We start from the raw sequence: 20348 nt of genomic DNA on the forward strand, positions 1-20348 counted from the left end.
TGGGGAAATGTTAGAACGGAGTATCATCATCGTCCTCTTCTTCGACCTCTTCTAAGGGTGCAGCGTCCGCAGCGAGGGATTGCTCTGCTGTTTCAAGTATCTCGATTTCTGGCTCTTCGGCATCGATCAATTCACCATTAAATGCTTCTGCTAGGATTCTTGCTGCACGAGTCACTTCGTCTTCATCCCAATCTGCCCTAGACAGAGGAACATCTTGAGGAGGCTCTTCTATCGGGGCTTCAACAATGGGCTGCGGTGGAGCAGGGCTAGGTGAAGTCGGTTTAGATACAGTCGGTTTAGGCGGTTCCTCAACTTTTGATTCAGGAAGTGGAGCAGTCGGTGTATCCAAAGTAGGGGCAATGACTAAGCTGAGCTTGATCTCTTTTTCAAAGGTCTTCGTTAATGCGGCTAAGATGCTCTTTGATCGGCTCTGTGCCATCGGTAACAGCTTTTCAGGAATGCCGATTTGAATCGCATCGCCATTGTATGAGAGAAGCGTGCCATGCTGCTTGAAGAGTGCCTGGGTTCCAAAGGGTTGAACTTTGCTGATGATCGTTTGCCATAAGCGATCGAGATCCCCATCAGCACTTTCAGGTTCACGAGGTTGCACTGCCTGTACAGGCTCTGGCTCTGGTTCTACAACAGGTTGAACAGGTTCAATCGGTTCTGCAATCGGTTCTGCGATCGGCTTGGAAATGCTAGGGTTTGCAATCGGTTTGGAGACGCTTGCTTTTATAGATGGAGTAATCGGCTGGCTTGGAACAGTGCTGGTCGATGCAGACAAGAGTCCCATTAGAGTTACTTCTAACCAAAGACGCGGCTGAGTTGAGTTTCTCAGTTGAACTTCGCTTTCTTTAAGGCGTTGTTGTCCAGCAAGAATCGTTGCGATCGACATCGATTTAGCAAATTCGCACAATTGCGCCCAAGTTGGTGCAGTCATTGCGACTAAATCTCCACGACTCGGAGCCGTTTTTGCAATGAGCAGATCGCGATAAAAGCCTGCTAGATTTTGCAGCACGATTAGTGGTTCTCGTCCGCGATCCATCAATCTCCGGGTCGTATCCAGCACAGTTTCAGGCTGATTTTGCGCGATCGCTGCAATCAGTGCCATCAAATCGCGCTCTGGCACTGCACCGACGAGATCCCACACTCGCTCAACAGTAATATCGCCTGATAAGAGACTCAATTGATCGAGCAAACTTTCGGCATCGCGTAAGCCCCCTTGCGAGATTTGTGAGATTAGATAAATTGCATCCTCTGCGATCGCGATTTGTTCTTTTTGCGCAATGGTTTTGAGATGTTTAACCATGCTGTCGAGCGGAATCCGCCGAAAGTCGAATCGCTGACAGCGAGAGATGATTGTTGGTAACACGCGTTGTGGATCAGTGGTCGCTAGAACAAAAACAACCTGTTCTGGCGGCTCCTCTAAAGTCTTCAGCAGTGCGTTAAAGGAAGCTGAAGTCAGCATGTGGCAATTATGGACTAATAGCCCGTTTGCTACAAAGTTGTGATTATCTTCGACTTCGATATCGTAGACGGGTTCAAGCTCTCCTAACTCGATCGACTCAATTGGCTCTAAACTTGTATGCCATTGCTGGGATTGAGAAAGCTTTGAGGTCAGAGATCCATTGACGAGTGGCTCTTTCACCCATGTAAATGTATGGGTAGCGTTTTTCGGCTTTGCGGGCATAGTGAAGCTTTGCAGCATATCCCCAATCGTTGAGCCATGCAACCAAGAGTTGGTTTTCTTCGATCGAGAATCCTTGCGTGTGGAGTCTAATCGACGGGCTGTTGGTACTGGTAATACTAAGCGATCCATCATCCATGTACCACCAAGCCAATCCTTCTGAAGTAACTTGATTGAGCCAGTCTTGTGTAACTGTTTTCTTTCCTGAAGGTTCAGGCTTAACCACTGCACACACTTCTCGAAGTTGAGGATGGCAAGCTGTACGGCAGTAGAATGCTGTCTTTCCGCTGGAATATCCCATATTGGGAGCAGACCAGGTTGTAGGGTGCAATTGTGCCAGTCGCTGTGCTTTGTGTTCCAGCCATTCTTTTTGTTGCTCTGAATGGATGAAGGTAAGCCTGGGAAAGCGACTATGGGAGTTGGGGTAAGTAATTGAACTATCTCCCAGTAAAGTTCCATAAATAAGTCCCAAGCATTCTGCATCCAATGTCTCAAATGCTTCCAAATAGCTTTCGGTGCGGGTGTTCCAGATTCCGTGCCCTTGTCGGTAAGGATGCTTCTGCCAATGCTTTTGAACAGTTTGGGCGTTAACTGGATGAGATCGGGTGAAAAAGTGGGTTGGAATGTCCAAGAGTTTGCCACATCCGCAGGCACAGAGAGGTCGCGAAGCTTCCAACTCAGCAATCCGCTCAGGAATGGATTGAACAATTCGATGATTCTGTTTCGTCGGGTGTTTTTGCCAGTACTTTTGGATATAGGTAACGCTGAGATGTTCTGCGATCGTTGGAATGTCCAAGCGTTCGCCACATCCGCAGGCGCATAGAGGGCGCATTGACTCCAACTGTTCCAACTTGGCTTGATAGGGTGTGGGCTTGAGTCGATGATGCCGTTTGTAGGGGTACTGTTTCCAATATTTTTGGTAAGTAGAGAGACTGGCAGCGTTTTTGAGAAAGCTGGTTGGGATGATGAGAAGCTCACCACAGCCGCAGGCACAGAGAGGTCTGAATGCGTCGATTTCTGGCTGTGTAGCTGCTTTGGTGCGTTTTTTGGGGATAGAATCTGCATCCCAGGCTTCAGGTCGCTTGCTGAGATCCATCCTTCGGTTGTCCGGATTAAATGATTACCAGTACATTTGATTGTACTGCTTTTTGTTTTAATCACGAACACTTGACGATTTCCTTGGTCAAACCAGTTCAGAACTTTCTTGTATTCCCAGGTTCCGGTTTTATCGTTGTAGCTTAAAACTTGCTTGCCAACTAATGTTGGATCATCAATTCGAGTCAGCCCTTGATCTGTTTTAACCAGTGTGTCCCCTGTTAGACATTCATCAATGACATAGACTTTGTAGCGACATTGCACTGGGGCAAATTGAGCACGTTCTATTAATTCACGAATGTTATCAACGCCAGTATTACTGGCAGCATCGATTTCAATGACATCTAAAGCATTTCCCCTCGTAATTTCTTGGCAGGTTTGACAAACGCCACAAGGATTGTCAGTTGGAGCATTCGCTGCAATACAATTGAGAGATTTTGCAAAGATTCGGGCGCTAGAGGTTTTGCCCGTACCGCGTGCGCCAGTGAAGAGATAGGCGGGGGCAATTCGATTTTGCAGCAGCGCATTCGAGAGCGTTGTCGCGATCGCTTCTTGACCCACAAGTTGCGAGAACGTTTGGGGACGGTATTTATGATGCAGGGGAATATAGGTCACAGGATCAATCAGCAAATCGACTGATTGATCCTACCAAGCGATCGTGAATTTGAGTTTATTCGGCTTTGGGTTTCGTCACACCGAAGAACGCTTTATAGATTTCATGGGCAATGGGAACTGCAGCAGTCGCACCATACCCCCCATTTTCAACCACTACGGCAACGGCGATCTGCGGATTATTCGCTGGACCATAGCCGACATACATCGAGTTATCTTCTTGCCCCTGCACTTCTGCCGTTCCAGTCTTCCCTGCTGTGAGTGGAATCGAGCCATCATTCAAGCTCTGAGCCGTTCCAGCTTGCACAACCGCAATTAATCCCTCTTGCAGCACTTTCAAAGCAGCAGGGTCAAATGCGAGCGATTCAGGTTGCATATTCGGCTGATAAGTCTGATGGGCAAATAAGTGCGGCTTGATGCGCTTGCCCCCATTTGCCACCGTTGACACCATGACTGCCATCTCGAGTGGGGTCATCTGCACCATGCCTTGCCCGATCGAGGTACTGACTGTATCCCCGACATACCACTGCTCGTTAAAAACCTTTTCCTTCTCCTTTGGGGTCGGAATCATGCCATGACTTGCCCCATCTAAGCCCATCGTCGAAGTCGTGCCCACGCCAAATTTACCACCCCACTGCGCGATCGCTTCAGGTCCAATGGACATGCCGAGTTGGTAGAAGAATGAATTACTACTGACTGCTAGGGCATCCTTAAACCCGATTGTGCCATAGCTTGCATCGCCGTGCTCGTGGAACAGTGTCCCGCCAATGTTCATAGCGCTGTAGGTCGGCAGCATCGAAGTTGCATTGAACTTACCGGATTTCATGGCTGCCATTGCCGTGACAATTTTGAAGGTACTACCGGGTGGATAGCCTTGCAGGGCACGATTTAAGAAAGGATGCTCTTTCTTTTGCAATTCATCCCAAGCTTTCTGGCTAATTTTGCGCGTAAACATGTTGGGGTCAAACGTTGGTCCGCTTGCCATTGTCAACACGCTTCCTGTTTTGACATCAAGAACCACGACCGCGCCGCGCCGACCGCCTAATGCTCGTTCTGCGGCTTGTTGAAGTTTTACATCTAACGTGAGTTGTAACGGCTGTCCTGCCACAGGCTGCTGAGTTCCTAGCATTTTTAGCTCTCTGCCAGTCGAATCGACTTCGATGAGGCGATTTCCCCAGGTTCCACGGAGTACTGCATCCTGAATGCGCTCAATTCCCATTTGTCCGACTAACATGCCATTGGGAAATTCAGGATGCGCTTTGAGATCTTCTGCGGTTGCTTCACCGATGTACCCTAAAACATGGGCTGCTAGGCTGCCAAACGGATATTGTCGAGTTGATTCAGCTTGCACTTCTAAGCCGCGAATCTGCCCGATTTCGTTAATTGCGGTGTATTTCTTCTCGTCAATGCCGCGCAAAATTCTGACCGGAGCCACTGATTTATATTGAACCGCTTCTAGTTTTTTAAGAATTTCTTCTTTGGGAATCTCTAAAAGTTGGCTAATTTTCTCAGCCGAAACCTGCCATTGCTCTTTGGTTTGTTCGCGTGGATAGAGATAGACCGATCGTGACAGTCGATTCACGACGATCGGCGTACCTTTGCGATCGATTAAATTTCCCCGATCTGCCACGATCGAAATGGATCGAATTCGGTTCTGGTCAGCCAGTTGACGGTTGCGGCTGCCTTCGACCAGTTGTAAATATGCTAACCGGAAGCCACAGATACTCATCAAACCACTGGCAAGCATAAACAAGATCACCGCTCGGAAAGACCGTTGCGATCGCGCTTTATTTACCCAAGAACTGGCAGAGACGGAAAGGTTTGCCATAAGGTCAAGACGAATTCAATGGATCGAAATTACTGTAACAGAAACTTTGCGACTACGGAGTTCTCCGACAAGTCTCCTTCAGAGATTTCAAGTGCGATTTGATACGCTCCGGAGATTTAAGCGAACAATCAACGATAATAGTGGGCTGAACCTGATTTAACTTAATCGACATGGCCACCGTTAACGACAATTATTTGAAGCTGAAAGCAGGCTATCTGTTCCCCGAAATTGCCCGCCGGGTCAATGCTTTCGCTCAGGCGAATCCGGATGCTCCAATTATTCGCTTAGGCATTGGAGATGTGACTGAGCCTTTACCGGAAGCCTGTCGAACCGCCATGATTCAAGCGGTGGAAGATATGGGCGATCGTGGTCTCTTCAAAGGCTATGGACCTGAGCAGGGATATGAATGGCTCAGAGAGAAAATTGCGAAACACGATTTTCAGGCGCGGGGTTGTGAGATTGATGCGTCTGAGATTTTCGTATCGGATGGCTCGAAGTGCGATACCGGAAACATTTTGGAAATTTTTGGTAAAGGCAATACGATCGCCGTGACTGATCCGGTTTATCCCGTCTATGTCGATACGAATGTGATGGCAGGGAATACCGGAGACGCGAATGAGAAAGGCGAGTATGCTGGACTCGTTTATTTGCCGATTTCGGCTGAGAATAACTTCACGGCTGAGATTCCGTCTCAGAAAGTGGATTTAGTCTATCTCTGCTTTCCGAACAATCCAACGGGTGCAACAGCGACAAAAGAGTATCTGAAAGCTTGGGTGGATTATGCGAAGGCAAATGGCACGATCATTTTCTTTGATGCAGCTTATGAAGCCTTTGTGACCGATGAGAGTCTGCCGCGATCGATTTATGAAATTGAAGGCGCGCGTGATTGTGCGATCGAATTTCGATCGTTCTCGAAAAATGCAGGCTTTACCGGAACCCGATGCGCGTTTACCGTGGTGCCCAAAACTTTGACGGCAAAAGCAGCTGATGGCTCAGATGTCGAATTGTGGAAACTGTGGAATCGTCGGCAATCGACTAAATTCAACGGCGTATCTTACATTGTGCAGCGCGGTGCAGAAGCGGTTTACTCAGAAGCCGGACAAGCTCAGACGAAGACCTTAGTCAATTTCTACTTAGAAAACGCCAAGATCATTCGGGAACAACTCACGGCAGCAGGTCTGTCTGTGTATGGTGGAGTGAATGCGCCTTATGTGTGGGTGAAGACTCCGAATGGATTATCGAGTTGGGATTTCTTCGATAAGTTGCTGGATGTATGTAATGTGGTTGGAACTCCCGGCTCAGGTTTTGGGGCGGCAGGTGAAGGCTATTTCCGCATCTCAGCGTTTAACAGTCGCGAGAATGTGATTGAGGCAATGAAGCGGATTACGGCGAAGTTTTAGCACAAGTTGTCGATCGTACTGAATTTGTGGTTGCGAGAGATCTCACTCTTCCTTAATTCCTCTTTGTTTGAGAGGAAAGCGGAATGTAGGGGGATCTCTTGCTACTTTTGAACAAGGAGTTGGGAAAACAGCTTGACCAACCGAAGGCGGTGGAAATTTGTCTCCTCAAATCAATTTATCAATTTGGGAGTGCATTGGTGCTGCTCGATTGTTTAGTGGAGGAATCAGCTCGTGATCATTAACATTCGCAATCGCTTCTCCAGATTTAGGAAGAAAAAAGGACATCCGAATCGGATTCAGAAAGTGCAGACAGAATTGCTCGACGAATCAACACTCAGTCTGCATTACCTCATTCTGATCATGGGGTCCTGCGCGATCGCGACTTTTGGGTTGCTTTCAAACAGTGCGGCTGTGATTATTGGCGCGATGATTATTGCTCCCTTGATGTTACCGATTCGCGGAATTGCTTTTGGTGCTTTGTCAGGAGACTTAGAGCTATTTCGCAAAGGCGCGATCGCAGTGATTGTCGGGACGCTTTTAGCCTTGCTGATGTCTTTGCTGCTAGGACTGATGGTTGGATTACCGAGCTATGGAAGTGAAGTGCTTGCTCGATCGAAACCGACCCTTTTAGATTTGGGAGTAGCAGTGGTCGCAGGAGCAATTAGTGCCTACGCTAAGGCAGAACCGAGAATTTCTGGAACTCTGGCAGGAACCGCGATCGCGGTTGCACTGATGCCTCCGGTGTGTACGATTGGCTTAGGACTCGCGCAGACGAATAGTTCTCTCAGTCTCGGCGCAACTCTGCTCTATTTGACCAACTTGCTTGGTATTGCGCTCTCTTGTGCGCTAACGTTCTTGCTGATTGGATATGCTCCATTCAAACGTGCTCGGAAAGCTCTGATTTGGATGCTGGTGCTGACCTCTGTTTTGCTGCTTCCTTTAGGAGTCAGCTTTGCACGATTGGTACGTCAAGCACAGCTCGAAATGAGTCTTGAACGGGCGTTACTCAATCGCACGGTCACGTTTCAACGCATGGAACTGCTCAATATTCAAACGAATTGGTTGACGACACCGCCCGAAGTGTATTTGAGTGTGCGCTCAAGAGGAGAAATCACACCGAATCAGGTGCAGTTATTGGAACAGTTTATTCAGCGCGAAATGGGACGGCAATTCACGCTGATTTTTTCGGCGAGTCAAATTGAAGAAGTTCGAGGGCAACCAAACCCCTCTAACTCTACGCCTCAGAAGAGACGGTGACTTCTTGGCTTGAATGGGTTCGCACGGATTCGATCGCCCATAAGACGGTTTCAGGGGTCGCAGGTGACGGTAAGGAAACCGTATCGGTCTGACCAAAGGCAGCGATCGCGGCTCGAATGGCTTCTCTCACGGACATGGCTAACATAAACGGCGGCTCACCTACAGCTTTACTGCCATAGATCACTCCATCTTGAGCAGCACGTTTGAGCAAGTGAACATTAAAAGCTTCTGGAATCTCGCAAATCGTTGGAATTTTATAAGTACTTGGCGCATCGGTGCGAAGTCGTCCTTGCTCATCCCAGACTAGCTCTTCCATCGTTAGCCAGCCCATTCCTTGAACGAATCCGCCTTCAACTTGACCACGATCGACAAGTGGGTTTAGCGATTCACCCACATCATGCACAATATCAACTTGACGCAGCTTGTAAGTCCCAGTAAAGCCATCGACTTCTACTTCGCTGACCGCAGCCCCGTAAGCAAAATAGTAAAACGGTCTGCCTGTACAGGTTTCGGGATTCCAATGAATGTTGGGAGTGCGATAGTATCCTGTTGCAGAAAGAGAAACGCGATCGTTATAAGCTCGATCGACCACTTCGGCAAAGCTCACTCTCGCACTCGGATAGCTCTGGCAGTAAATCCAATCATCTTCAAAGACAAGATCTTCTGGTGTATCTAGGTCGAGAAGTTGGATCGCCACATTAGCAAGGCGAGCCTTTAAAGTTTCACAAGCATTTTTAATCGCTTGACCATTGAGATCAGAACCACTAGAAGCGGCTGTGGCAGAGGAGTTTGGAACTTTATCTGTACTGGTATTCATCATGCGAAAGCGATCGAGCTTCACACCAAGCGAAGATGCGGCAACTTGGAGCATTTTCGTGTGTAAGCCTTGCCCCATTTCGGTGCCGCCGTGATTCAGTTGAATACTGCCATCGGTGTAGATGTGAATGAGTGCGCCTGCTTGGTTGTATTGGGTTTTATTAAATGAAATTCCGAACTTGACGGGCGTGATCGCAATGCCACGCTTTTTGTAGCGATGAACTTGGTTAAATTCAGCGATCGCGATTTTTCGCTCTGCAAAATTCGCATTGGCTTGCACTTCGCTCCAAACGCGATCGAGGCGATTATCAAAGAGTTCTTGCCCGTAATGTGTCGTATTTGTTTCACCCGAACCATAGTAAAAATTGCGTTCGCGAACTAGCTCAGGGGGCAAATTCAAAGTTCGAGCGATGCGATCGACAATATCCTCAATCACAATCATACCTTGAGGCCCACCAAAGCCTCGATAGGCAGTGTTTGAGACTTTATTCGTTTTAGCAATTGCACCTCGAACTTCAACATCTGGAATGTAGTAGGCATTATCAACATGCAGCATGGCTCGAAGTAACACAGGCGGAGAGAGATCTAAACTCCAGCCTCCATCTGCATAGAGATCAACGTCTAGTGCCATAATTTTTCCAGTTTCACTAAACCCGACTTGATAGATTCCGAGAAAGCCGTGACGCTTTCCAGTTAAAGTCATATCGTGCGATCGCTTTAGTTTCACGCGCACCGGACGACCTGTTTTATGGGCAGCAATTGCTGCGATCGCAGCGTAAGGATTCGCCTGAGATTCTTTCCCACCAAAGGCTCCACCCATACGAATACAAGTCACAGTAATTTGATTCGAGGGGAGATTCAATACTCGACCGATAATGACTTGAGTTTCTGTCGGATGCTGAGTCGAAGAATAAACTTGATAGTTTCCTTCCCCATCAGGAATCACCCAACTGGTTTGAGTTTCCAGATAAAAGTGATCTTGTCCATTCATGTACACTTTGCCGCTCAAATTAAAAGCAGAGTTTTCGAGTGCGGTTTGAACATTGCCCCGTTTGACGGGATTTGCTTTTGAGTGAAAGCTGTGGTGAGCGATCGCATCTTTGATGCTCAAAATCGGTTGAAGCGGTTCATAGTCGATCGTGACTTTCGAGGCTGCTAGGCGTGCTGCTTCCTCAGTTTCGCCCACTGCCCAAACCACTGCTTGTCCCCAATAGCTAATTTCCTCGGTTGGAAATAGCACTTCATCTTGAACAATCACGCCTGTATTGTTCCGACCTGGAACATCTTCCGCTGTGAGCACTGTGACAAAGCCTTCGACTTCAGCAGCTTTAGACGTATCAATGCTGAGAATTTTTGCTTTTGCGTGAGGAGCAATGACTGGATAAACCGAAAGCATTCCCAGTGGAGGACGTTGCTCATCGGTGTAAATGGCTTTTCCGGTCACATGCAGTTCTGCACTCTCATGAGGCTTATGTTTACCGACGCTCATGATAGCTCCTCCATTTCTACAAAGAATTTTTCTAATAAGTTCGCAACCAAAAGCTTGCGATATGCAGCGCTTCCTCGGAAGTCAGTTAAAGGGGTAAAGCTTTCTCGTAAAACGGGTTTGACTTGTTGAATCGTTTCGATCGTCCAGGGCTGACCGATCAGCAAATTTTCAACCTCGATCGCTCGAATTGGAGTTGCTGCGACACCCCCATATCCTAGTCGAGCATGAACAATGGTGTTGTTTTGATCTACGTCAATTACGAAAGCAGCAGCAACAATGCTAATGTCATCGGTTCCGCGTTTGCCAATCTTGTAGGATTGGCTGAGGCGTTTGACTCCGTGAATTGATTTCGGAATGCTAATAGAAACAATGATTTCACCGGGTTTGAGATCCGTTTGACGATAGCCTTTGAAGAAGTCAGATAAAGGAATCGTTCGAGTTTCGGCTAAATTCGCGATCGTCAATTCTGCATCTAAAGCGAGTAAAACCGGAGGTAAGTCTCCAATCGGTGAAGCAGTGCCAATATTTCCGCCGAGTGTGGCTCGATTCCGAACTTGCCTTGCCGCAAACCAATGCAGCATTTCATCAAGGCTAGGAAAAACTCCTTTCAGAGTTGTTTCAATCGTATGTAGAGGAACGACTGCACCAATCGTGAGTTGGTTACTATCTTGCTCAATGTGCTGTAATTCTCGAATGCCTTCTAGCGAAATCAGAATCGGAAACGATCGCCGATGATGGCTCATTTCCAAGCCTAAATCCGTTCCGCCTGCGACTAAAGTTGCTTCTGGATACTGTTGTAGTAGTTCTAATGCTTCTGAGAGTTGAGTGGGGCGATAGAACTGTTGCGTTTGATTGGAATAGGCAACTGAACTGAGATCTAATGCAGCTTGTTCTAATCGTTCTGAGAATTGATCCGCAGGCGGAGCATTCGTCACATTCTGAGCCGCTTTGCGAATCGGAATATAACCTGTACAGCGACAAAGATTCCCTTCTACTGAGAAATCATCCACTCGACCGTCATAGTAGGCAGAAAACAGACTCATGATGAATCCGGGTGTACAGTACCCGCATTGAGATCCCCCGGCTTCTACCATTGCCGCTTGAACTGGGTGAAGCTTTCCGTTGGCGATTCCTTCAACCGTGACAATTTCCCGACCTGCGATCGCTCCTATAGGAATCAAGCAGCTATTGACCGCTTGATAACATGCCTGACCGTCAGGATTGCGACCCACGATCGCAACTGTACAAGCCCCACAATCACCGTCCCCACAGCCTTCTTTCGTCCCCGTCCGCCGCGACTGTTGCAGATATTGCAGCAAAGTCATCGATGGCGAAACACCCTTGAGGCAAACTCGTTCTCCGTTGAGGGTGAGAAATAATTGGTTCTCTAAAGCCTGATGGGTCATGGGTTTTTTCGATAGAGGGTGGGGAGTGGGGAGTAGGGGAATTGAGAGATAGGGGGATTGGAGAATGCAGAGTGGAGATTTGAGAATTGAATCCACAATTTTGCTTCATCTCCCCACTCCCCACTCCCCACCTCCCTAAACCTTCACCTCTCTCGCCTTATAAGCCGCCCAACCCCCATACGTATTAGAAATGTCTGGCAAATTGTGCTCATCAATCAGTGCTTTCGGATACAAGAAAGCCGTCGCGACTTCCCCATTCTCCAAATACACATCCGTTGCATACATATTCGGCGGTTCATTCGCCTCTAAATACTCAAATTGGGCTTGCGTCATCTCGTAAATTTCTCCTGGAATCGAAATGCCACCCGATTCGACCTCATGAATGGCAGGATGCCAATCTTCTCCTGCAACATGCAGCCGATAGCGCGGCTGAGTGGCAGTCGCACCGATAAAGACTGCATCTTGTAGGTTTTGATGGTCTGGCTGTCCCCGCAAGGCAGAACCACAAATGAACACACGTCGATTGTTTGAGGTCATATTGCTCGTCACGATACTAACTACTCCTTGTGTATGTTGTAGAACTCTAAGGCGGGATCAGAGTGCAGAATAGACAGGTTTGTTACCTTTCTTCATGCTGTCAAGATTCCCTTATCATCTGGGTGAGAGCCGATTGATGGCTCAGCCTATCAGTGTCGGAGGTGACTCGACTAAATTGATAATTTTGCTTCAAGCATGTGGTCATTCACACAATGAGATCACAAGCTATTCTTAAGCAAGCTTGATTGTATACAGTATTCTGAAATTCTGTAACAATCAAGGTACGGGATAATCATTTCGCGAGGAAGTTCGGTATGGATGGGCTAAAGGTGGTGATTATCGGGGCGGGAATCGGTGGGCTGACTGCCGCGATCGCGCTTTCGCAGTCAGGTCACACCGTCGAAGTGTACGAGCGGGCACAAGAACTGCGTCCCCGTGGAGCAGGGATCTCACTCTGGTCGAATGGGGTGAAAGTCCTGAACCGATTTGGCATGGGGAAAGACATTGCCGAAATTGGCGGGCAAATGGATTTTATGCAGTACCTCAGCACTTCGGGAGAGGTACTGAATCATGTTAATTTGCATCCTTTGATTGAAGAGGTTGGGCAGCGTCCTTATCCGGTCGCCAGAGCCGATTTACAGGCAATGCTGTTAAAGAAATTTCCGGGAACTGTGAATTTGGGATATCGCTGTCTCTCAGTTGAGGAACATGGAGAGCAAGTGACGGCGCAGTTTGAGAATGGGCATAAAGCGACCGGAGATTTGTTGATTGCGGCAGATGGCGTGCGATCGAGCTTGCGGCAATATGTTCTCGATCGAGAAGTGCATCCCACTTATCGCGACTATGTGAATTGGAATGGATTAGTCGCAGCCGACGAAGCGTTAACTCCGGCGAATACTTGGACAATCTATGTGGGCAATCATCAACGCGCTTCCCTGATGCCTGTGGGCGGAGATCGCTTGTATTTCTTTTTTGATGTGCCCTTACCCCTCGGAACGAGTGCGCCGCCTGAATTAATTCGCTCTGAACTGGCTGAGCATTTCAAAGGTTGGGCTGAACCCGTTCAAACGTTGATCGAGCGAATCAATCCAGAGCAGACCAATCGCTTAGAAATTTCAGATGTTGGTCCAGTCGATCGTATGGTGCGCGGACGAGTAGCTTTACTGGGTGATGCGGCTCATGCGACTTGTCCCGATTTGGGACAAGGCGGCTGTCAGGCACTCGAAGATGTCTACATGCTGAACCATTTCTTACTGACAACGAATATCAGCGTTGAGGATGCGTTGAAACGCTATGAAGCAGCGAGAGAAGATCGAACTCGCTCGATCGTCAAAAAAGCGCGCAATCGTGCAGAAGTCATTCACGGAAAAGATCCTGAAGTGACGGCTCAATGGTATGACCAACTGCGACAAGAATCGCCCAGTGATGTCACCGATGCGATCGCAAAAACAATTCTCACAGGTCCCTTGCAATGACCTATTCACTCTCAGCGCTCAATCAAATGGAACAATCTGCCTTTACCGATGCATTGGGCGAGATTTTTGAACAGACTCCGACGATCGCGGCTCAAGCTTGGCAGCAGCGACCGTTCGAGAGTGTGGAGGATCTGCATCAAGCCATGATCTCGATCGTGCAATCGATGACCTCTGAACAACAGCTAGCTTTAATCTGTGCCCATCCAGATTTAGGCAGTAAAGCAAAAATGGCAGATGCTTCTGTGAAAGAACAGGCAGGAGTGGGATTAGATCGGCTTAGCCCTGAAGAATACGATCGCTTTCATCAGTTAAATGAACGCTATAAAGCTCAGTTTGGTTTTCCTTTCATCGTTGCGGTGAAGAATCATACAAAGGACAGCATTCTTGAAGCGTTTGTGACGCGCTTGGAGCATTCTCAGAGTGCAGAAATGCAAACTGCGATCGCTGAAATTTCCCAGATTGCTTATTTTCGTCTTATCCAACAGGTAACCTCATGACTTTGACCCTTTTATCGATTAATTGTGCTCGTTTAAATCAAAGTATTACTGACCTTGCTAATATTGGCAGACTCGCAAATGGTGGGGTCTGTCGGCTTGCTTTTACAGATGCAGATTTACTAGCTCGTCAAACTGTTCAATCCTGGATGGAAGCAGCAGGGATGACGACTCGGATTGATGCTGCGGGAAATGTGATTGGTCGATATGCAGGTAAGATTGCTGATGCGCCTGCTTTAGCAACGGGTTCACACATTGATACTGTTCCAGTCGGAGGTAAGTTCGATGGGTGTTTGGGTGTGTTAGCAGGCATTGAAGTGGTTCGGACATTGCAAGAGAACAAGATTCGGCTGGATCATCCGATCGAGGTAATTGTTTTTAGTGATGAAGAGCGATCGGTGATTGGTAGTAAAGCGATGTCTGGCGAAGTTCATGAAGATCCAGGCTACTATGTGCGATTGGATGGTACGCCGATTCAAGACTGTTTAGCAAAAGTGGGTGGAGATTGGGAACGGATTGAAACGGCTCAACGCACTGATATTGCTGCATTTGTAGAATTGCATGTCGAGCAGGGTGGAGTGCTGGAACATGCACAGGTTCCGATTGGTGTGGTTAGCGGTGTTGTTGGACAGTATCGATTTGCGGTCAATATCAAAGGTCGCCCAAATCATGCGGGCACTACTCCAATGCATCTACGCAAAGATGCTTTAGTTGCCGCAGCGCAGATTGTTTTACTAGTAAATCAAATTGCTTCAGAGACTCCGGGTGATCAAGTGGCGACGGTTGGCTATTTGACCGTTTCCCCGAATGCGACGAATACAGTTCCAGGAGAAGTAGATTTAAGAATTGATTTACGAGATTTGTCGCAGTCGCATCTAGAGATGCTAGTAGAACAATTAAAGTCTGGAATTGCAGCGATCGCGGATTCGACTCTGACGGAAATCGAGATGCGGCAGACGTTACACATTCTTCCGACGTTGGCAGCCCCGAAGATTATGAGCACGATCGAGGAAATCTGCGGGGATCTCAAACTACCCAATATCCAGCTTCCAAGCCGCGCGGGGCATGATGCTCAAGAAGTCGGGCGGATGACTGATATGGGCATGATTTTTGTGCCGAGTCGGGCGGGAATTAGTCATTCGGAAGAAGAATATACTTCACCCGAAGAGTGCGCGCAGGGAACGAATGTTTTGTTACAGACGTTTTTGAAGCTCGATCGTCTGTATAGGTAAACTTGGTTTTACTCATCAGGAGTTGGATTTCGGATTTGCCATAAGGTGTATTTTCAATGTGAAGTGGAAAACATGCTGAAATTTTCCGTATAGTGCGTCGATTTGGTGTGGTGTACGGAAAATTTTAGTCTAAACAATTATTAGATGCCTTATGGTGAAACTAAAAGATTAGTAAAATATCATGGATTTAACGCTTCTCAGAACATTTCAACGACAAGTTCTTAACCAATGCGAGTTTTTATTGTTTGCTGCCGAAGATGTGAACGTCAGTTTACATGCTCACAATACAACTCGCGTGTTTTATGCTTTACAGAACTTGCTAAATGCCGCCGCTAATATTTCTAAGGCATTATGGGGACAAGGTGGGCGGTTTGCTGCACAACGTCAAGCCTTACGCGATAGCATTGGTATATCCGACGCTTCTCCTCTTCGAGTTGTCACAATGCGAAATAATTTTGAACATTTCGACGAACGACTCGATAAGTGGTGGAATGAATCTCAACGTCACAATAATGTTGATTTTAACATCGGTCATAAATATGCTTTCGGTCATCACGACCCGATTGATTTTTTTCGTAACTTCGATCCGCAAAACGGCGAGTTATATTTTTGGAGTCAGGAATTTAATATTCCAGAACTCATAACCGAAGTCCAAAGGATTCTCCCGACGCTTCGAGCAGAAGTAGATAAACCTCACTAGGAGTTAACTTTTAAATCACCCGCAGGATAGACTATTGACAACCGCTTGCGTGCGGCATGTGTAAAAAAGACACAGCAACTTTCTTATCTCTATGTGAGGCTACTTGCTGTCGCTCATCTCAGCTGCGATGCCGCAAGCCTTCGGTAGGGGGAATTAAAACTTATCTGTTAGTCCTTAGAATTAAGCTGCTGTGATGCTGGCGGTTTGGTCAGTTTCAGTTGAAGTCTTAAACTCTTATAACGTTGAAGTCTCCCACCAAAAGAGATCGAGACCGGAACAACTACTAGAAATTGCTAAAACAGGAGTAGCACGAGCGATCGAAATGAATCGACAGCAATGATTTGGATTAATGAGCAGTTAGAAGCCTTGAACATCAAACTCACCTAGAGGATCTGCACCATAAATATTGCCAAACTTAGCACCGATGGCACTCCTCAAATTGTCATACTCCCCGAAGACTGCAAAATGACGGGTACAGAGGTCTACATTAAATAAAAAAGTTGGGAGTGAGATCGTTCTGATTGCCAAAGATCATCTCTAGCGATCGCTCTTCGATAGCCTAGAGCTATTCTCTGAAGACTTCATGACCACCAGAGAGCAGCCCCTCAACGTTCGTGAGACTCTCTAGCCGGATAACATATGCTCTGAGGCTAACCGCAGAATCAAACCTATAATAGAGAAGCGTATTCTTTGGAGCAAGCGATATGTCACTCAGCGAACTGTTGCCGACCGTTGAGCAGTTATCTCATCAAGATAAGCTACGACTTATCCATTTTCTCCTTCTAGCAGTTGCTAAGGAAGAAGGATGCAACCTAGAACCAACAGAAATTTCTAATTCGGAGAATATGCTGCTCCAGCAACTTGCATCCACTGAAGCCGTGGTATGGTCGCCTCAAACTGATAGTGCATCTGTCCAAGCACTATCAGACCTTTTGGTCGCAGCAAAGGAAGCCTCCAATGCTTAGTGGGCAGCGCTATTCATTTACTGAACGAAGAGACAAGCTAGGGCGAGCAGTGATCATGCCGTATATCCCTTTAACCCTTACACTGGGCGATCGCTCTCTAGAAGTGACAGCATTGCTGGATACAGGTGCGAGTGTTAATGTTCTGCCCTACGAGATTGGTCTACAGCTAGGGGCAGTCTGGGAAAATCAAACGGTATCCATTCCATTAAGTGGAAATTTAGCGCGGAGTGATTCACGCGGTATAGTCGTGTCAGGTACGATCGCACGGTTCCCTCCTGTCCTGCTTGGATTTGCTTGGACTGAGATGAGAGATACACCTGTAATTCTTGGGCACATGAACTTCTTCGCAGAGTTCAACGTGTGTTTTTACCGACACGAGTTGGCTTTTGAGGTTTGCCCGAAGGACGAATGAAGTTGGTAGCCACAGCCAGTAGCCTAACAACACAGTGGATCGGACGGTACAGAGTCTTCGCGCTTCGTTCCAGTTCTCACGCCGCTGCTAACTTTAGCCGTTATGCTGCAAGCCTTCGGTGGAGGGATCTTAAAGCTTGAAGTCTCCTACCAAAAGCGATCGCGATCGAAACAACTGCTAGAAATTGCTAAAACAGGCGTAGAACGAGCGATCGCAACCGATGAAGCGACAGCAGCAACCTGGCTCAAGCAGCAGCTAGAAGTCTTGGGGTAGAAATGACATGACGATTAAGGCGATCGATAATAAGAAATAGTTAAGTGTCGGTATAACTGTAGTGGGAAAGATGGATTCAGAAATTGAAACCCAAATTCGTGAGTGTGAAGCGCGGCTTTATACCGCAATGTTAGCCTCCAACGTATCTGAGTTAGATATGCTCATTGCTGATGATCTACTTTTCGCTGGACCAACCGGTGAACTGGCCACTAAAGCTATGGATTTAGACTTGCACCGTACTGGTGGTACTCAGTTTCACGAACTTGTGCCTAAAGAGCTAGTAATACGAGTTTGCAGCGAACACTTTGTTCTTGCATCAGCTAAAATTTTCTTGAACGGCACGTATTTAGGAAATGCTTTTGCAGGTGATTACCGCTACATGAGAGTTTGGCATAAAGGAACAAGTGGCTGGCAAATCGTTGGTGGTAGCGTTATTGCGATCGTCTAAAGTTCTAAACTTGCTCAATCTTGCATCGTGGCAAATGGCAATACTTTGAAGTAATCGGTTCGTTGCTGAGAATTGACTTGCAGCAATGATTTAGAGTTGATGCGGAATAATACTTGGGGGCTACTGGAGATGTTCATTAGCAACATCTCAAAATCATCGGACTTGTCAAGCAAATTGCATCAGGTCATAAGGCATCAACAGCGATCGCAAAAGCACGCTTTAAGAATGAGATTGCATAACCTCTCTAGACTCGAAACTTAAACCTATACAAAGCGACCTAAATTAAAGTTGCTTCTATTCACAATTGAGCTTTTTTCATTGCCACAAGGTATCGATGAATCTTGCCAGAAGTTTTTCTCGATCGACAAAACTAGCTTTATCGCTTGCTGTCATCCGTGCAATCATTTCCCACTTGCCAACTGCACCCTCTACTTAGAACATCAACCAAAACCATGCCCAAACGTGAACCTCCAGAAATCCAGACCCCCTTACCACGATCGTCGCGGTGGTCTTACTGGGTGTTTGTCCCACTCTGCGCGCTTGCATACACTTTGTTCTGCTTTGCGTTTATTATGGCTGCTTGGGGCTGGCGCGGTGCACCAAAGCCGTGGTGGTATGCAGTAGCCCATGTGCTGACAATACCGGGCGTGTGGTTCCCCCCTTACATCGGCGCGCCATTATGGGGTGGAATCATGGGGTTCGGACTCATCCGACTGACCCGGCGGATTCGGAGCCGTCGTCCTCCTATTCCACCGCGCTTATGAACCCAACACCTGCCATCATGTGCACCGACCGGATTGCACGCTTATGCTTCGTTGCGCTTTGTCTATTAGCCTGTGATGCTGAATATGGAGTTTCCTACTTTCCCTGCTAAAAATAGCGCCTAGAATGTTGTTGGTGAGGGCAATGGCGATCGACATCGAAACAACTACTAGAAATTGCTAAAACAGGAGTAAAACAAGCGATCGCAACCGATGAAGCGACAGCAATAATTTGGATGAATGAGCAGTTAGAAGCCTTGAACATCAAATACACTTAGAGGATCTGCACCATGAATATTGCCAAACTTAGCACCGATGGCACCCATCAAATTGTCATACTCCCCGAAGACTGCAAAATGACGGGTACGGAGGTCTACATTAAAAAAGTTGGAAGTGCGATCGTTCTAATTGCCAAAGATCATCCTTGGCAATCGCTTTTCGATAGCTTAGAGCAATTCTCTGAAGACTTCATGACCACGAGAGAGCAGCCCCCTCTCGACGTTCGTGAGGCTTTCTAAATGCAATATCTGTTGGACACGAACATCTGCATCTATTTGATTAAGCAAAGACCTCCAAAGGTATTGGAGCGATTTTCAAATCTTGCTTTGTCAGATATTTGATCAAGCGGCTGCGACCCTCTATGGCGCAATCAGAAGCGATCTAGAAAGTAGAGGACTGGTTATCGGAGCAATGGACATGCTGATTGCTGCCCACGCATTGAGCCTTAGCGTTACGTTAGTCAGCAACAATGTGCGAGAGTTTTCACGCATTGCCAATCTATCTCTGCAAAACTGGGCAGAATGAATCGCGACAAAGGGAGTAAATCTGACATGAGCATTGCAGCGATCGAATTACTAATGGAGAACATTGCTGAGTTTTGTCACAAATGGCAAGTGACAGAATTCGCTCTATTTGGCTCTATCCTGCGCGATGACTTTCGCCCCGACAGCGACATTGATGTAATGGTGCAATTTCACCCAGACGCTCACCCCACTTTCCGTACCCTAGACCAGATGGAAGCAGAGTTGCAAACCATTTTTCGTCGGGAAGTTGACCTGATTACCCGTCAGGGCATTGAAACCAGTCGTAACTACTTACGCCGTCACGACATTCTTTCCTCAGCCCAGGTGATTTATGCAACTCGAAATTCAGGATGAGTGTTAAGTGCAGAATGGAGCCTCAATCCTTCAGTTATACTGAAACCCCAATGCGGGTCATCCAACCGTTTCCCCATGCAAACTACTCTCAATCTCGATGAATCACTTCTCAACGAAGCCTTGGAGCTTACCAACCTTACTGATCAAGAGGAATTAGTTAATTTGGCTCTTCGAGAATTTGTACGATCGCGCCGTAAGAAGAACCTTCTTGACCTCACGGGGCAAATTCAATTCGCTGAGGATTTCGACTACAAGGCATTGCGCGAGACTCGTCATGCTGCTGATTGATACATCGATTTGGATT

General features: G+C 47.2%; 21 protein-coding genes. 15 read left to right on the top strand and 6 right to left on the bottom strand.

The window, feature by feature from the left end; all coding sequences use genetic code 11:
• Positions 1-10: 10 nt before the first annotated feature.
• Entirely contained in the window at positions 11-3412 is a 3402-nt protein-coding gene (gene dnaX, locus ACMUEV_RS22350) for a DNA polymerase III subunit gamma/tau (RefSeq protein WP_199329207.1), read from the bottom strand.
• 40 nt (positions 3413-3452) lie between these two features.
• Positions 3453-5222, bottom strand: a complete 1770-nt coding sequence (gene mrdA, locus ACMUEV_RS22355; protein ID WP_017287010.1) for a penicillin-binding protein 2 — start codon at positions 5220-5222, stop codon at positions 3453-3455.
• A gap of 170 nt (positions 5223-5392) precedes the next feature.
• Here mrdA and ACMUEV_RS22360 point away from each other — a divergent pair, with 170 nt between their 5' ends.
• Entirely contained in the window at positions 5393-6622 is a 1230-nt protein-coding gene (locus ACMUEV_RS22360; protein WP_017287009.1) for an LL-diaminopimelate aminotransferase, read from the top strand.
• Positions 6623-6853: 231 nt separating this feature from the next.
• Complete coding sequence (locus ACMUEV_RS22365; protein WP_190647397.1) at positions 6854-7879, top strand: DUF389 domain-containing protein; 1026 nt, start codon at positions 6854-6856, stop codon at positions 7877-7879.
• Here ACMUEV_RS22365 and xdhB read toward each other — a convergent pair.
• The 3 genes from xdhB to ACMUEV_RS22380 all read right to left on the bottom strand — a co-directional run bounded on the left by xdhB (position 7857) and on the right by ACMUEV_RS22380 (position 12127).
• Positions 7857-10184: a xanthine dehydrogenase molybdopterin binding subunit gene (gene xdhB / locus ACMUEV_RS22370; protein WP_190647399.1), complete on the bottom strand. Its 2328-nt coding sequence runs from the start codon at positions 10182-10184 to the stop codon at positions 7857-7859. The two genes, ACMUEV_RS22365 and xdhB, sit on opposite strands and share 23 nt — an antisense overlap.
• Complete coding sequence (gene xdhA / locus ACMUEV_RS22375; RefSeq protein WP_190647401.1) at positions 10181-11590, bottom strand: xanthine dehydrogenase small subunit; 1410 nt, start codon at positions 11588-11590, stop codon at positions 10181-10183. The genes xdhB and xdhA overlap by 4 nt, the downstream gene beginning before the upstream one ends.
• Positions 11591-11725: 135 nt before the next feature.
• A complete protein-coding gene (locus ACMUEV_RS22380; protein WP_190647532.1) occupies positions 11726-12127 on the bottom strand; it encodes a gamma-glutamylcyclotransferase family protein in 402 nt (133 codons plus the stop codon).
• Positions 12128-12441: 314 nt separating this feature from the next.
• On the opposite strand from ACMUEV_RS22380, the gene hpxO reads away from it, so the two are divergent.
• The 8 genes from hpxO to ACMUEV_RS22420 all read left to right on the top strand — a co-directional run bounded on the left by hpxO (position 12442) and on the right by ACMUEV_RS22420 (position 18126).
• Positions 12442-13602, top strand: a complete 1161-nt coding sequence (gene hpxO / locus ACMUEV_RS22385) for an FAD-dependent urate hydroxylase HpxO (protein ID WP_017287003.1) — start codon at positions 12442-12444, stop codon at positions 13600-13602.
• Positions 13599-14099, top strand: a complete 501-nt coding sequence (gene uraD, locus ACMUEV_RS22390; RefSeq protein WP_190647404.1) for a 2-oxo-4-hydroxy-4-carboxy-5-ureidoimidazoline decarboxylase — start codon at positions 13599-13601, stop codon at positions 14097-14099. The genes hpxO and uraD overlap by 4 nt, the downstream gene beginning before the upstream one ends.
• Positions 14096-15328, top strand: coding sequence for a Zn-dependent hydrolase (locus ACMUEV_RS22395; protein WP_190647406.1), 1233 nt, complete (start codon positions 14096-14098; stop codon positions 15326-15328). The genes uraD and ACMUEV_RS22395 overlap by 4 nt, the downstream gene beginning before the upstream one ends.
• 181 nt (positions 15329-15509) lie before the next feature.
• Positions 15510-16028 carry a hypothetical protein gene (locus tag ACMUEV_RS22400; RefSeq protein ID WP_190647408.1) on the top strand — a complete coding sequence of 173 codons (519 nt, stop codon included), beginning with the start codon at positions 15510-15512 and terminating at the stop codon, positions 16026-16028.
• Between the two features lie 704 nt (positions 16029-16732).
• A complete protein-coding gene (locus ACMUEV_RS22405) occupies positions 16733-16993 on the top strand; it encodes a hypothetical protein (RefSeq protein WP_190647410.1) in 261 nt (86 codons plus the stop codon).
• 55 nt (positions 16994-17048) lie between these two features.
• A complete protein-coding gene (locus ACMUEV_RS22410; RefSeq protein WP_199329209.1) occupies positions 17049-17405 on the top strand; it encodes a hypothetical protein in 357 nt (118 codons plus the stop codon).
• Positions 17406-17507: 102 nt separating this feature from the next.
• A complete protein-coding gene (locus tag ACMUEV_RS22415) occupies positions 17508-17678 on the top strand; it encodes a hypothetical protein (RefSeq protein ID WP_190647537.1) in 171 nt (56 codons plus the stop codon).
• A gap of 70 nt (positions 17679-17748) precedes the next feature.
• Positions 17749-18126 (top strand): nuclear transport factor 2 family protein, encoded by a 378-nt coding sequence (locus ACMUEV_RS22420; RefSeq protein ID WP_190647413.1) that lies wholly within the window; start codon positions 17749-17751, stop codon positions 18124-18126.
• 14 nt (positions 18127-18140) lie between these two features.
• Here the strand turns inward: ACMUEV_RS22420 and ACMUEV_RS22425 are convergent, their stop codons facing one another.
• Entirely contained in the window at positions 18141-18263 is a 123-nt protein-coding gene (locus ACMUEV_RS22425; RefSeq protein ID WP_348251523.1) for a hypothetical protein, read from the bottom strand.
• Positions 18264-18578: 315 nt separating this feature from the next.
• Between ACMUEV_RS22425 and ACMUEV_RS22430 the strand changes: the two genes are divergently transcribed.
• The 5 genes from ACMUEV_RS22430 to ACMUEV_RS22450 all read left to right on the top strand — a co-directional run bounded on the left by ACMUEV_RS22430 (position 18579) and on the right by ACMUEV_RS22450 (position 20332).
• Positions 18579-18890 carry a hypothetical protein gene (locus ACMUEV_RS22430; RefSeq protein ID WP_190647414.1) on the top strand — a complete coding sequence of 104 codons (312 nt, stop codon included), beginning with the start codon at positions 18579-18581 and terminating at the stop codon, positions 18888-18890.
• 287 nt (positions 18891-19177) lie between these two features.
• Positions 19178-19405, top strand: a complete 228-nt coding sequence (locus ACMUEV_RS22435) for an antitoxin (protein ID WP_017286994.1) — start codon at positions 19178-19180, stop codon at positions 19403-19405.
• Positions 19406-19487: 82 nt separating this feature from the next.
• A complete protein-coding gene (locus ACMUEV_RS22440; RefSeq protein ID WP_242044214.1) occupies positions 19488-19691 on the top strand; it encodes a PIN domain-containing protein in 204 nt (67 codons plus the stop codon).
• On the top strand, positions 19688-20044 hold the full coding sequence (locus tag ACMUEV_RS22445; RefSeq protein WP_242044215.1) for a nucleotidyltransferase family protein: 357 nt from the start codon (positions 19688-19690) through the stop codon (positions 20042-20044). The genes ACMUEV_RS22440 and ACMUEV_RS22445 overlap by 4 nt, the downstream gene beginning before the upstream one ends.
• Before the next feature lie 75 nt (positions 20045-20119).
• A complete protein-coding gene (locus ACMUEV_RS22450) occupies positions 20120-20332 on the top strand; it encodes a type II toxin-antitoxin system VapB family antitoxin (protein ID WP_190647416.1) in 213 nt (70 codons plus the stop codon).
• The last annotated feature ends 16 nt before the right edge of the window (positions 20333-20348 follow it).

The organism is Leptolyngbya sp. FACHB-1624 (assembly GCF_047649235.1).
GTDB classification, from domain to species: domain Bacteria; phylum Cyanobacteriota; class Cyanobacteriia; order Leptolyngbyales; family Leptolyngbyaceae; genus Leptolyngbya; species Leptolyngbya boryana.